Source organism: Paenibacillus ottowii, from assembly GCF_050516475.1.
GTDB classification, from domain to species: domain Bacteria; phylum Bacillota; class Bacilli; order Paenibacillales; family Paenibacillaceae; genus Paenibacillus; species Paenibacillus ottowii.
In genome coordinates, this window is the sequence record NZ_CP191577.1 from 3,449,788 (window position 1) to 3,464,574 (window position 14,787).

Below are 14,787 nucleotides of genomic sequence, written 5' to 3' on the forward strand. Positions count from 1 at the left end.
TTGCTTCCTTCCATCATTAAAGTAGGATATAAATACGTGGCTACCGCAATTCCGGCAACCGTTCCACGTCGATTCCATGAAACACGAAACCGTTCGCAGTATATGTCTCATAATACGTTTTGCCGTTGCGGTAAACCATCAGATCCTCCAGATGGAAGCCGCCCATCAAATGCAGTTTTTCCACCCCGCTGCTGCGACGCTCATGTACAAAACCCAGCTTGTAAATTCGCGAAGTAATGTCCACGTCCATCGCATAAGGAAGAAATTCGCCTTCGTAGTCACCAAAGAAATACTTTTCTTCATACCGATGCTCATGGGTATAGTCGAGCAAACGTACATTAATTCCGCCATGCTCTTCTAACGTTTGATACAGTTTTTTAAACAGCTCTTCCTTGGGAACAACCAGTCGATTTTCATATGCAGCAGCTACATTCGCACGACGTAATAATTCTTCTTCGAATGTCTGATTAAATGGCTGTGAGCTGAGAATCAGGGTACGACAGGTCTGTGTAAGTCTATCTACTAGCACGGACAGACCTCCATCCAGCAACCCAGATACAGGTCCCATATGCCGATCGTCAAAGAATATAGATTTTCCCCGCTTGCTTTCCAACTCACGCATGACATCCTCCGTCACACGCTCATAATACTCAAACAAGTTTTGACCTGTGTAACTGTCAGCCTGCCGAATACTGTCCGTTGCAGCTTGATGCAATTCACGCTCCAGGTTGGCAAGCTGTACTGTAATATGCTTCGCCTGTGCATGCCATTTTTCCAGTGCCCTTTCATAACGGCGAAGTAGCTCCAAGTCCACTTGAATCCGCAGCATGTGCATTTTATGCCCGTAGACTGTCTCAGTCAGGTAACGGATCAAGCTGCGCACATTATGCTTATCCATGAGTGGCAGTCGTTGAAAAGGCTGATCCTCTACTCGCCCGCTATACAGCGTATCCAGTTCGGCCGCACTGATCTGCAAATCATTGGACGTATCACGAATCATTCCCCGAACCGCCGTAAGCACATTCCCTGTTTGATTTTCATCCGTCCAATCTGTCAGCTCGAAAAAGCCGATATGAGGATGTTCCTTAGCAGCTGCGTTCACAGCCATCTGCAAACGCAAATCCGCCTGAAAATCTCCCAAGCGCTTATGTACGATCCGTTCACAGTTATCGCGGAAAAAGGCTTCGCACCCCTGACCAAACAAGGCTTCCTCTGCCTCACGTAATGACATTCGTTTCACCGAGCCGTAGCTGGCTCCGCTCGTCATTAGTGCGCTCATGTCCATGATCGCTTCATTGCTAGGTACTAGATCATTTCGCGTACGGCCGCGTTCAGCAGCATCTAAACCAAAATAATTCAGCTTATCGCGTATGTCCCAATCCTGCTCTGTTCTCATACGCTCTAGCAGCTTCACATAAAAGTGATACAACACCGTAAGCGCAATCGACTGATTAGGGCGGTTAACCCGGGAAAATCCGGCCGACACATAACCCTGCCGCCCGGATTCCGTCATGATGTTGTTCTTAAACGATGTATTATTGTAGCCCCCATCCTGTGACCGATAGGAATCCCCTGCTTGATAACGATTTTTAAGAAGTTGAATGTGACAAATAATATCACAACTCTCGCGCAGACTATTCGGCACCGTTACGCCTCGCTCATTCTTGTCGGACAGCACATAGACAAGATCAAATAACGGAGATGGAGCATGAGATACCGGGATGGTCAATTTGTCCTCGGTCATATGAAGCGGTGCTGTAAACGTATAGGATGGGCTTTGGATATAGTCCAACTCCCGCATAAAAGCAACAGACGTTGCACTCCGGTAGCCGAATTGGGCAGCCTGATCGCTTTCGCTCATCAACACATACAGATCCATTTGTACTGATTTAAAAGATTGGGCAAAAATATACTCTGCCAGCAGCGTAATTTCAGGAATTAATACGTTCATGGGATCATCCGCTGTTGTCAAGATCGACAAATGTACACGCTCAAACGAGGAATACAACCGTCCGTAATCCGCTAGATGCCCACTAGCCCGGCGCAACGCGGTGTTAAGTTCAATTAGCTTCGATTCATGTGTATAAAAAGCCTGATGCAGGTCACGGCGCAACGTTTGGTGGCTACTTTCTTCCGGTACAGCTACCGTATGAACAATGGCATCTACCGAACGGTCTACAGCCGCATGCTCTTCCTGCGAGCAAATCTGAATATAGGTTACTCCCGTGCTGTTATCCCACTTCGTCCGGTTGATATCTGCAATTGTGTTCATCACCGGGCTCATGTGATCGCCGATAAAAAGAAACACGGACGGGAAATGGATGCTGCTGCGTCCATCCCCGCTTCCGATTAATTGGTCCTCTGCGGCTGCATAGTCAGCCGCATAACGTAACAGCTGCTCTCTCATACTTTACTTCAACTTTCTGCGGATGTCGTTTAATTTTCCAGCCATTTGAGCGTAAAATGCATAAAGCTCCGCTCCATTAGCCAGCTCCACCTTTTCATATTCCAATTGATTACGGGCCTCTGTGTAAGTGGCAGCCAGTTCATCCAACTTTGCCAGCAGTGGTGTAATGTCCTCAGATGAAGTCAATACAGCATCACGGCGATCCGCTTTGCGCATTAGAGCTGCAAATTTCTTTTCTTCCAAACCACGGAAGTTTGTGAATACTTCAAACTCCACATAATTGCGGCTCTTCATGACGTTGGCAAACGGCTCCCAAGCCTCTTCCTCTTCGTCACGATCATAGACGTATAAAGCACCTTTTTTCGTAATTGTGTCTGTATAAAGAGCCTGAATGAACTGATCCAACCATTTTTCTTCATCCTGATATTTGCTCAGCAATGCTTCCAGTTCAGCGGCTTTGGCTTCGATTTGTATATATTTCGCCAGTTCATCACGAACCACCTGCGTTAACTCCGGTGAACGGATCAGGTTTTCCTTCGCCATCTCTTCATTAATGCTGCCAAAGATGTCCTTGCTTCCGGTCTGCTCCAGCCCTTCAGCCAGTAGACGCTTCAGCTCAGACCATGCTCTTTTCACCTCACCTAAATTTGGCTTGGATTCCTGCAGGCGCATATCGTAGCCTGCCAGCAGCGCATTCAAATCTAGTGCTTGTGAGCGAATAACTGTAAAGCGGCTGCTTGTATTCTGATCGACATCCTTCTCCCGGATCACGCCGAGTGCCTTGGCCTGGTCGAAATCCTTACGGATACGTGCATTGTGGGCTTGCACACGCGAATTGACGTAAGTTTCTCCCCATGACTTTTCAGGAATCGGCGACGGCAGATTCGTCCAGTTGTTCTGACCTGTCTGCACCAGATGTCGGCCAATACCTTCACGGTCAAGAATGGTTTTCTCATAGCTCTCTTCATACACTTTGAGCGGCGTATATACAAACAGAGGAACACCATTACGCGTATTGAGCCAGAAAATCCGGTTACGGACTTCACTTTCTTTAATAGTAAAGTGCGATTTGCCAATGGCATTATTTTGATAATTGCGAACACCTTTCAGGATATTAGGCGACTGTACAGGTACCGATACGAATCCCCATGAAGGGAAGTACAAATTTCCAGAACTGTTACTCAGATGGAAGACAGGTACAGCCTCCTCATCCAGCTTGCTTGCAATGTAGCGCTCCACAAATTTTTCGATCGCTTCGTCCTGCCCGTACTTCATGACCAGGAAATCCTCCATGGAACGGGTAATGAGATCCCCGAATTTTTCAGTCAAGAAATTGGAGATCGAGCTGATGATGTCCATATCCTGATCTTTTACCCATTGATCTGAATTTTCCAGCAATTCTTGGGCAAAATCACGAATCAAATCGTCACCATTGCGGTTATCCAGCAGCTTGGTTACAACTTCTGAAATATCCGGAACACTTACCAAATTCCAATAATACGTTTTGTTGCCTTTGTGATCGGACTGTTCCTCGCCGTTAATCAGCAGATCACCATTCTTCTCAAAAATGGCACTCAATGCATTCAAAATTTCAGTAAATACATTATAAATGCGGTTATTTTCTTTGTTTAGCAGGTCATACAGGTCTTCATAAAATTCAATAAGCTGCTCTGTACGTTCCACATCAGCTCGCAGCCAATATTCGTTGATTTTCGCTTCAATATAAGCATTTTTCTTTTTATCCTTGGATACAAATGCGCTCTTGGCATCACCCAGCTTCTCGTTCGCCTGCTCACGCGCCCATTCAATATCTGTTGGAATACGGTGCAGTGATTCTCGCAGCGTTTCAACATAGGAAAGCAGCATTTTCAGCAAGCTAAACCCTTTTTCAGTATAAATCATGCGGGATACATAAAACGGCCCTTGCTCAGGATGCAGGAACATACGGCGGATTTGATCCGTAAACTGTCCTACAATTTCGCCAGGAAGCTGTTTCTTCGCTTTAATATACTCTTCACGGGCACGGGTCAGGAATGTTTGCTCCAGTTCGGTATCCATATTGACTACTTGCATCTTAACCACATTGTTATAACTTAATCGTTCACTGTTTTCAAAGCCCGGAAGCGGCTCAGGTACACGGGATTCAAAGTTTTTGATCATGCTATCCAGATCCACGCCCAGCTTGCGGGCAAACTTCTCTACATCCTCCTGATTTGGCGCTTGCTCAAACATTTTGGACATTTTACCAAACATCCGGTATGCCAGATATGTCGTCATTTCCTCCATCGGCAGCACTGCCGAGGAAGCTCCGATAATATTGTAATCGTAGTTTGCTGGATACGCCTTATTCATTTGCGCGATATTGGTACGAATGTTGCTGATATAGTCGTGAATGGCGAACTCTTCGCCCGACTGTTTTTCCTCACTCGCCATAAAGTTGGTGATGTTCTCGGCGGTGACATTCATGCAGTAATCATAAGCATTTTCCAGCAACTTGCCTTCCGTATTCGTAGCCGAAATAAGGTGACACAGATTAAACGGCGGCAACGGCGAGTTAACAGTCAAAATGTTGCCGTACTGTTGCTTAAAGCGTTCACCACGACTGTCCACATTCATCCAGTAGTCGAGCTCTTTCAGTGCAGCATAGCCATTCTTTTTAATATATTCACGCGTATGCTCGCTCAGGCTTTTATTCGCCAGATTAATATCCGGCGTAAACAGATAGCCCAGTGTATTTACACGGTCTACACCTGCGGAACCGTAGTCGCGCTCTATAATACCTCGGACGATATAGGAGATATCGAGGAAAGTACCGCTTCCTGTACCGCCGGACAAACCAGACAGCAAAAACACCATGAGCTTCTTGTTGGTGCCTTCAGATAGAGTTTTGATTTTTTTGTCAATACTTTGTACGACCTGATTGATTTTGGTGAATAATAGCAAACGTCCTGCCTGACGTACCCCTGCCGCCCCGTTCATACCATCGGTAATGCTTAGTTCGGGAGACAACCAGTCAGTGATATACGGCTCTAAAATGCTGCGGTTTTGCAGCAATCCACCGATTTCCGCGTTGGACAGCAACACAAACTCATTGATGGGGTCCAAGCCAATCCCTTTGTATTTTTTGTTGCGGTCTTGTTCATTCGTTTCAAAAGCGAGAAATTCCACATTATCCGGCTTCTCGCTTTTTTTCTTGGAAATCGGATCTGCAGGCAGCTTAAATCTGCGATTGATTTGATATTTCAAGCGGAGAAGGGCATCAATCCCCGTTCCTCCAAGTCCGATAATTAAAATAGGATTATCGATGGTGTCTACTCTGATCTTATCGCTTACGATCCCTCCGCCGAGTGATACGTCTAATTGTTGGATATGCTCTCTAACTACTGGTTTCATAGATATGACCTCCTAAGGGTTCGTTTAGCTGTTTACTGAAATAAATTCCAGTAAAATGGTTTTGTCCACACTTGCCAGCGGGATCGTGAGACGATCACCATTTTTCAGTTCAAGACCGTTGCCTGTGTCTACAGCACGTCCGGATTTTTCAATCGTAATCTCTGGGGTACTGCGCACCACAATACGATCCTGATTCGCTGGCGTGAACACGACCTTATCGGTTCCAGCAAATTCTGGCGCCAGTTGCAGCAACTGGTGTAAATTGAATTTGCCCCGGAAGGTGTTCAACCTCTTATACTGCGGGTATGTCTTTTCGCCGGTATTTTCATCCCGGATTTCCAGTACGATCTGGCCGACAAAGCCACGATTGGCTTTTTTGACAGCCTTCCAGATGAAATATGCCGCCACCAGCAAAACGAGCAGTCCCACCCCTAAAAGAATGAGTGGCAGCAGCTTAGACTTCTCAGCAGATGTCGTAGGCTGAGTTGTCCCAGTATTCGTACCGCTCGTCGCCCCCGCTTTGGCACTGATGGTTACAGGCTGCGTTTCACGGTAAAAGCTTTTCTCCTCCGCTCTGACGGTTAGTTCATAGTCATGCTCATCCGGAACCTTATAGGAGCCGGTAAAAGCATCGCCTGCGTTAGCTAAGGGCACTTCATTCGTTGCACCGGTATCAAGGTCCTTGACCTTCAGAACCGCATTCATATTCGCATACAGTTCCTGGTCCTGATACGGCTGGTTATTGCTCGTCAGATAGGAACGAATTTGAACCGTGTCACCTTTTTTATATGATTGAGCAGGCAGGGCGTCCAGCTTCAATTCCAAATCATAGTTAAATACCAGATTAATATCAATCTTATCCTGCTGCACTCCCTTGACTTGAAGCTTCCAGTCGCCAGCCACAGGCTTGAGCAATTTAATCAGCGAGTAGCTTTTGGACTTGGACAGCAGTACATCGCTTGAAGGAATCGACTTCGTGTTGCCCGATGGGTCTATTAGTCTCGCGTCCACCGGTTTCGAGGACATGATCGAAATGTTAGCTTCCAGCACGCTATCGTTTGGTACGGTTACTGTAACGTCCTGATAGTCGCCGTTAGCCGTAATGGATTGCAAAGGTACCACTTTCAATTTTAGATTGCTGGCGAAAATTTCACTCAAAATGTTCGGCAGGTCGTCCGCCGAGCTCGTAATAAAGGACTTGCCGCCCGTTTGCTGTGCGATGTCGGCGAGTTTATTTTTGTTCAGCTTTCCATCTGCATTCAAACCGATGGTATAGATCGGCACTCCGCTTTTTTTAGCCTCGGCTACAGCCTGAGCCATATCCTGAGCGGATTGGCTTTCAGTTCGGCCTGTCGTCTTGTTAAAATCGTTGTTGCCGTCAGCTAACATAACGATCATAGGCGCATGTCCGGCTGTTTTGCCATCCTGCAAAATGCGGATCGCTTCCTTAACACCTACGGAGGTGTCAGTATACGCCCCCCGGTTCAGCCCGTCAATAAATGTCTTCAGTTCCTGCTTATCCGCTTCGGATGAAATATTAAGCAAGGCTTTCTCGCGCTGTACGACATCCGTATAGGCTACAATCCCCACCTTGTCATTTTGCGTTGACAACATATCAATAAACATTTTCATGGCTTCGTTGCCAATTTTCCCAGGATCACTGGTATTCATCGAATTACTTACATCGACTACCAGCACCGCATCCACTTTAGAAGCAGAGGGTGAAGCGGCATTCGCCGTCTGTGGCTGCCAGGCCGAAATCGAGGCCATGATCATTGTACATATGATTCCGATGACCAAAAACCATTTTCTGTCTCTACTAAACATCGCTTGTACCCCTTTGCCGATTAATTCTCATTCTAAATTACAGTTGTACTCCACTACTATTAAATTATAATGAGTTTTACATGAGCGCCAGCTGAAAATCCTGCCCGAGCGGCCTAAATGCGACTAAAAAGCCTATCATACCGCGAGATTTTACCAATATCCTGCAGTAATGATATAATTATACCCCAACAAGGGCAATCGGGCACCAGCCTTCTCCTTTATACGACAAAAATAACCCTAGCGAAACCCGCTCATGTAAATCAGTAACATAAAAAATCTAAACAGAAAGAGGAAGTACGCTATGATCTCATACGGATGTCTGGCGATTATGTTTCTTTTTGTCGCCATTAAATCACTAATTTACTATATACATAAAAAACGCGCCCCGTCGATTACACAAATCGACACCGAGCTTCTCGCACTGCTGAACCGGAGAAGTGAGCACAATGAATAGTTCCAAGCAGGCTGTGCAATTTCGCCCCTTTACCCGTACAGAACATGCCTTTCAAAAGCTGAGAGTCTGCAAGCGCTGCGGACAATTCACCGCCCTTTGGGAAGAGAAATGTACATCATGTGGTCGGGATACACTGGTTCCTGTTGAGCAATATGCCAGACTCAGAACCAAACGTTATTTTCATAAAGACCTTACCGTCGGCATCGCGTTGCTGGCTACTTCTGTCTTTTTCGGTCACTCGCCACAGCAAATGCTCCTGTGCGGTGTCGTCGGTGCGCTTCTCCTACTGCCCTTGATCCTTCTACAACAGCGCATTGTTCCTTATGAACAGCGTAGGCAGCTTATCCGCCTATTCAGAGGCCGTATCGAACAGATCCAGGAGGGATTAAACGTAAATCTTAAAAACGCGGTTGCCCTGCGGCAGCTTAGTGAGCGTGTCTGTTATGAAATGCTACGCGAGATTGCTGTACTCATTCACAATGATCGGATAAGGCTGCAGCAGGTCGCTTTGCTGCAATCTTTTGTTCTCCGCAAGGACATGGAATTAACGCTCGATCCTCTTCTGATCAAAAGCTTTGAACCTCTTATGGTCAGATATATTGGAGAGGTTGCCCGACTCAATCGAGAGCTGATCAAGGACCGGACATTCCGATATGTGGTTTTTTATGAGCGCCGTATTTTGGAGATGGCAGGGGGCGAAGATATTCTCGTTCGCGTAGCCAGTGCCGCCGTACGTAAAAAACGCTACGTAATCACCCATGCCGCTTTCATTTCCAGATATGTTCGAAAGCTGCCAAAGGAACGAATCCAACGTTTATATCATATCATCCAGGAGAATCCGTTAGAACCCTTTGGAGATTTGGCCGATGAAGTGAAGATCATGTACCTGATGGAGCAGTATAAAAGCTGAGCCGTCACAATGCCCTTTTATATATGACGTATGCCAGTCAATAAATCACTGCAATGAACCAGCAAAAAAACCGTCAGGATCAGCCAATGTGCCTCCGGACGGTTTTTTAATATGGATTATGATAACACCCCTTGCATCTTTCATTGACCTTGCAGTTTTTGCTGCGCATGTCTAATGGAAGTAAAGTTAAAAGCACGCACTCCCTTGCTATCATACACAATAATCTCTTTATTCAGATAAGGATGCAGACCATTAAAATATCCGGGCATAATCAGTCTGCGCATAAAAAGATTTTTGCCCAGCATACGTGGTGAATTGGTCGCTACCACAAGCATTTGCTGGTTTGCAGACCATGGGCTAGACTGAATATATGACAAACAGTACTCGCCTGCCGTAAAATCATCACCCCATGCATACCCGTCCTCGGTACATGTAATTTGAAGATGAGCTTGATACTTCTGAAGCAGCTCATGTCTGGACAAGCCTGAAGTAATACAAATCACGTTGCTATCAGCAAGTGCTTTCTCCGAAATATCATTAGAAGACACTACCGGATAATGAACACCGATGTACGGGTTCCAGGTCGCTGTCCGCGGGCTAGCCAAGGCGTTCGCCGTTCGTTTCATCGCCTGTTCTTCCTCTGGTGTAGCATAGCTGGATGGCAGAACGATATGAAGTCGATCCATATACACACCAAGCACACCCATACCATGATTTACATCATTTCTTCCTGTGCTTTGTAAACCGCCAATTTCCTTAGCTGCATTCGCTTCTTTGGTAGCGCTCTCGTTGCTCTCTCCCTTCCGTTCAGCGATCAAACGGTATTCAGGTGAAGGGCGTTTGTGCGATTGTGTTTTAACAAAGCGAAAGCGGTTGTATTCTCGTAAATCCAACATGAAAATGCGAGCTCCGATACGAACTTGGGCCAGTTCTTGAGACATGTCCTCTTGTGAGAGATGAACCACAAATTCTTCGGCGTGTACAGCTTCGATATCCAATTCACCTGTGGAACTCATTTCGCCGTGCAATTCCGCATATTCCTCGTTTTCATCTATTCGCATCAATTCCAGCCAGTAAGCTCGATTATGTCTGGCCCGTTCTGTCCGGTAAGCAATACGCTGAGGTACGGCAACTCTTTTCCATTGCATGAGCCAACCCAGTATGCCGTCCAAAAGTCTTAACTCATGCGTATCCCAATGATTAGACTGCCGCTCCACCACACCTTTAAAATGGTTCGATGAAAGCTCGGTTACAGGAGCTGTGTAAGCTTGGGCAAACAAGTAATCCTGATCCCCACACACATCCATTATCGGCATATTCAACAGATTTATCAGATGCTTGGGATGTGGCGCCCCTGAGATAACCGCAATAGCAGCAAACCGAGAAGGATAAGCCTGTGCCATCGCCCAGGCAGCATATGCACCGTTCGAGTAACCCGTCAGATAGATGCGTTCTTCATCCACTTGATACGCCTGCAGTATGACATCTAGCCCCTCTAAAAAAGCAGCTTCTCCAATATAACTGCCCAACGTAACGCCACGACACGAAAAAGTAACAAATATAGCTTCCTCTTCCCAGCCGCGCCCAAAACCTCTATTCTGAAAATCCGGCAGCCCCAGCTCATATCGCTTGCCAGGCATCAGAACGATCAGAGGATACCGTCGCTCAGCCGTGTAGTTGCTGGGAAGCTGGATTGTATACCGTTGTAAACTATTGTCCAAACGGGAGACAAAAAATCCTTCGCCAATGCCGTCAGCCGTCAAAAAAATGTGTTCTTTCTGAAGTAACGAGGGGTGCTGTGAATGTTTGGTCTGTCCATGTATAAAAATTTGTTTTAATAGCTTGATATATTCACGCACACCCCGGGAATCCCAGATTTCAAAAGGATCTTCCGGCAAATCCGTTAACCTGTTTAATTCCTCAAGCAGACCCTCTATTTGTATTTTCTGCGCAGAATGAAGGACATCTTTTGCGCAGGCTTGAATGTATTGGTCATACTCTTCCTGCAAGTCCTCCACGACGACTGCCAAAGGCCGCACAAGTACCGAATACACAAAATGATGCTCTACGGCCTCATGATCCCGATAGGTAACGGTGAAATGCAACATTCCCGTATTCCCGATCTTCTCCTCATCCCAAGCGTAGCTTTGTTCCTGCTCCCAACTGGCTGGAAACTGATCCAGCCTCATGCCCTCATCATTCGTTACTTCGACCCACAACGTTTGATCTGAGGGAAGAAGGATCCGATCCTTACGCAGCAAATAAAATAAAATCGGGCTGTCTTCCCCTTTTCTGCCAGCACTTTTCTCAACCTCTAACCAAAACATATGATTACGTATATTACGCTCTACAAATTCACGATGCAGTTCTACCAAATCTGGTTCATCGCATACCTGATTTCCACTGATACGAATAGAGCGGGCCTCATCAGGAATAAACGCAGCAATGACAACTACTGTGTGATCACCTTCCTCCAGATACAAGCGAAACGGACCGGATTCTGCATATACCAGTATGCCATCTATCCAAATTTGCCCAGTTCCTTCAAACGGTCTGAAAATCACTTCCTGTGCTGTCATACAACGTAGATTTGAAACCAGTAAAAGTCTCTCTTGTTCAGCCAAAGGCGGAAAAACGCCTAGATTCAGTTCGGAGGTTCGAGGATCAAGTTCGGTCAATAATCGACACGCTGCCCTTCCTCCTGCTGAAAGCTCGATTCCATCTTCACCACAAGCCTTTTCCAAATTCCATTCCTCATGCGTAAAATGACTCGACCAATCTCTGCCCACACCACAATTTTCCGGAAGCTCGACTGGACCGACTGCATAAGCAGACGCCAGACGTACCGGATGATCCGCCAGCACAGTAGTTGCTTTTTCCAGATGTGTGAACCTCATAACATTCCCCCTCCAGGTTTTTGTTTCCTCAGAGACGTAGCTGCGTTATATTCCGTTTAACATTCAATTGAACTATATAAAACTATTCGTTACTGCCTCAGCGTACTCCTCTGTGCTTTCCAAAAAAGAAGCTAATTCACACAACAAAAAAAGAGGTAGCTTCTGCCACCTCTCTTGATCATTATGCTTATTTTCTTACAATGCTGACTGCAAGTCTTCGATCAAATCTTCCAGATCTTCAATTCCAACTGAAATCCGTACCAAGCCTTCGGTAATTCCAAGCTCTGCACGACGTTCTGCCGGAATGGAGGCGTGCGTCATACGTGCCGGAACGCTAATCAGACTTTCAACTGCTCCCAGGCTCTCAGCCAGTGTAAAATACTTCACTTTTTTTAGAAGTGCAACTGCGTTGGCATCGCTACCTACATCAAACGAGATGATGCCGCCAAAGCCTTCAGCTTGAGTTTTGGACAGCTCGTGCTGTGCATGGCTCTCCAAACCAGGGTAGTACACCTTACTAACCTTCGGATGCTTTTCCAAAAAGGCTGCAATTTCGTTTGCATTTTTCTCGATCGCTTCCATACGCAGGCCTAACGTTTTGATACCGCGGATCAATAACCATGAATCCTGCGGACCGAGAATACCGCCAATGGCGTTTTGCAGAAAATGAAGCTGCTCGCCCAGCTCTTCACTGTTGACTACAGCCAGACCGGCTACAACATCACTGTGTCCACCCAGATATTTGGTAGCAGAGTGAACGACGATATCAGCCCCGAGTGTTATTGGTGTCTGCCAGTAAGGAGTCGCAAATGTATTGTCCACAATCAACAAAAGCTCATGCTTTTTCACCAGCTCTGAAACTGCACGGATATCAGTAACTTTCAACAGCGGGTTCGTTGGTGTTTCAACATACAACGCCTTCGTATTTGGACGAATGGCTTTGGAGATAGCCTCCAAATCCGTCGTATCCACAAATGTGGACTCAATCCCGATCCGACTAAGCACTTTGCTTACAATACGATAAGTACCACCGTACACATCGTCAGTCAGCAGAATATGATCCCCTGCTTTAAACAAGGAAAATACCGCATGAATTGCTGCCATCCCCGAACCGAAAGCAAAACCACGTTTGCCCTCCTCCAGTTCCTTGATCAGCTCCTCCAGCGCAAACCGGGTCGGATTGCCTGTACGCGAATATTCGTATCCTTTATGAACCCCGATTTCCTCTTGCTCATAAGTGCTTACCTGATAAATAGGAACGTTAACCGCGCCAGTATGAGGATCGGTAGGGAGTCCACCGTGAATCAGTTTTGTTTTGCGTTTCATTTTTATATCCCGCCTTCATATATTTTTTTGCTCAAATAACGTTCACTGCTATCTGGGAAAATAGTAACAATATGGGCACCATCCGGTGCGCTCTCTACTTCCAGTAAAGCAGCATGCAGAGCTGAACCGGAGGAACTGCCCACGAGAATTCCCTCACGTTCGGCCAATTCCTTGACGCGATTGAATGCGTCCACATCGCTGATGGTATGAATGGCATTAAAATACCCTTTATCCACAAACTCAGGGATCAATTCCATGCCAATTCCTTCTGTTTTATGTGGACCTGACTCGCCACCATTCAAAATGGACCCTTCAGGCTCTACGATGACCGTTTTAATGGCAGCATTTTGCTCCTTAAGATAACGCGAGGTGCCCATAAATGTGCCTCCCGAGCCTGCTCCTGCCACGAATACGTCGACTTTACCGTCCAGATCGTTCCAAATTTCAGGTCCCATTGTCGTATAATAAGCCTCTGGATTATCAGGATTGCTAAATTGCTGCGGCAAGTATGCATCTTTGATTTCAGCAGCCAACTGCTTTGTTTTTTCAATGGCTCCCTTCATCCCCTCACTTGTCGGGGTATGAACGATACGTGCTCCCAATGCCTTCATTAAATCCTGTTTCTCTTGGCTGAACTTCTCAGGCACAGCAAAAATAACCGAGATATTATAATGAAGCGCGGCCATCGCTAGACCAATACCTGCATTGCCTGCTGTTGCTTCTATCAAAGTCCCGCCCGGCTTCAACTGACCTGTCTTTAACGCTTTTTCAATGAGTGCCTTTCCCACGCGGTCCTTTACACTACCGCCGGGGTTCATAAACTCCAGCTTGGCGAACAAGCGAATTCCTCTGGGTAGAGAATAGCTATTCAGCTCCACTAATGGCGTACGCCCGATGAGTTCAAGGGTATTGCGATATACATTCATAATTTCAAGCTCCTTTTAATGGCGAATCCAAAATAAACCAACGGTCAAAAATTAGCGCCCATTGTCGGAGAAATTCGCTGTCTTCTCCAAAAAACATAGTAATGCGGTAAGTATTGATGCAATAAGATTTTATGTGTATTTGAAGCTTTTGTCAAATGGACCCGCCACAACACCCACACCCTAGATATCCTGCCTCGATATGATGGAGAATAATCTCTTAAAATGCCCATTTCTAACATAGGAGGATGTCATCTATGGGTAAGCAATGTTTAAAGATAGCTACCGTATATTTTGCCCTCGGTGTGCTGCTTAGTGTAATCATTGGCGTGTCGGGTGATTCTAGCCTGTCTCCTATTCAGTCCCATATCCATTTGCTGGGTTGGACGACTCTTGGTCTCATAGGTCTAATCTATGTGGCCTTTCCCGCACTTTCAGTTACGATTCTGGCACGTATCCACTTTTGGATACATAATATCAGTCTGCCAATGTTAATATTGGCGATTATAGGTAAAAATTACGCGATTGCAGAGGCTGGAATGTGGGTCGATATAGGGTGGGTATTACTAGCGACGGGTGTTATGCTATTTATGGTGAATGTATGGGACAGACTGCGCTAGAGCAGCTAACATTCTTCACTGGACATAGAA

Annotated in this window: 9 protein-coding genes; 3 read left to right on the top strand and 6 right to left on the bottom strand. The window is 46.2% G+C overall.

Features of this window, described 5'->3' with window-relative positions:
- Positions 1–40 precede the first annotated feature (40 nt).
- From ACQQ6X_RS16030 to ACQQ6X_RS16040, 3 genes are read right to left on the bottom strand one after another with little or no spacing between them, the layout of a single operon-like run.
- Positions 41–2,407: a transcription initiation factor TFIID gene (locus ACQQ6X_RS16030; protein ID WP_305166154.1), complete on the bottom strand. Its 2,367-nt coding sequence runs from the start codon at positions 2,405–2,407 to the stop codon at positions 41–43.
- 3 nt (positions 2,408–2,410) lie between these two features.
- Positions 2,411–5,800, bottom strand: a complete 3,390-nt coding sequence (locus ACQQ6X_RS16035; RefSeq protein ID WP_305166155.1) for a tubulin-like doman-containing protein — start codon at positions 5,798–5,800, stop codon at positions 2,411–2,413.
- A 24-nt stretch (positions 5,801–5,824) separates the two neighbouring features.
- The gene (locus ACQQ6X_RS16040; RefSeq protein WP_305166156.1) at positions 5,825–7,627 is read right to left on the bottom strand and encodes a vWA domain-containing protein; all 1,803 of its coding nucleotides are present in this window, start codon (positions 7,625–7,627) and stop codon (positions 5,825–5,827) included.
- Between the two features lie 301 nt (positions 7,628–7,928).
- Here ACQQ6X_RS16040 and ACQQ6X_RS16045 point away from each other — a divergent pair, with 301 nt between their 5' ends.
- Positions 7,929–8,081 carry a hypothetical protein gene (locus ACQQ6X_RS16045; RefSeq protein ID WP_165147246.1) on the top strand — a complete coding sequence of 51 codons (153 nt, stop codon included), beginning with the start codon at positions 7,929–7,931 and terminating at the stop codon, positions 8,079–8,081.
- Positions 8,074–8,991 carry a hypothetical protein gene (locus tag ACQQ6X_RS16050; protein WP_305166157.1) on the top strand — a complete coding sequence of 306 codons (918 nt, stop codon included), beginning with the start codon at positions 8,074–8,076 and terminating at the stop codon, positions 8,989–8,991. The genes ACQQ6X_RS16045 and ACQQ6X_RS16050 overlap by 8 nt, the downstream gene beginning before the upstream one ends.
- A gap of 140 nt (positions 8,992–9,131) precedes the next feature.
- Here the strand turns inward: ACQQ6X_RS16050 and ACQQ6X_RS16055 are convergent, their stop codons facing one another.
- The 3 genes from ACQQ6X_RS16055 to ACQQ6X_RS16065 all read right to left on the bottom strand — a co-directional run bounded on the left by ACQQ6X_RS16055 (position 9,132) and on the right by ACQQ6X_RS16065 (position 14,140).
- Positions 9,132–11,888 carry a PHB depolymerase family esterase gene (locus ACQQ6X_RS16055; RefSeq protein ID WP_305166158.1) on the bottom strand — a complete coding sequence of 919 codons (2,757 nt, stop codon included), beginning with the start codon at positions 11,886–11,888 and terminating at the stop codon, positions 9,132–9,134.
- A gap of 195 nt (positions 11,889–12,083) precedes the next feature.
- Positions 12,084–13,214, bottom strand: a complete 1,131-nt coding sequence (locus tag ACQQ6X_RS16060) for a bifunctional cystathionine gamma-lyase/homocysteine desulfhydrase (protein WP_064797905.1) — start codon at positions 13,212–13,214, stop codon at positions 12,084–12,086.
- 2 nt (positions 13,215–13,216) lie between these two features.
- A complete protein-coding gene (locus tag ACQQ6X_RS16065) occupies positions 13,217–14,140 on the bottom strand; it encodes a PLP-dependent cysteine synthase family protein (RefSeq protein WP_305166159.1) in 924 nt (307 codons plus the stop codon).
- A gap of 254 nt (positions 14,141–14,394) precedes the next feature.
- Between ACQQ6X_RS16065 and ACQQ6X_RS16070 the strand changes: the two genes are divergently transcribed.
- On the top strand, positions 14,395–14,757 hold the full coding sequence (locus ACQQ6X_RS16070) for a hypothetical protein (protein ID WP_305166160.1): 363 nt from the start codon (positions 14,395–14,397) through the stop codon (positions 14,755–14,757).
- The last annotated feature ends 30 nt before the right edge of the window (positions 14,758–14,787 follow it).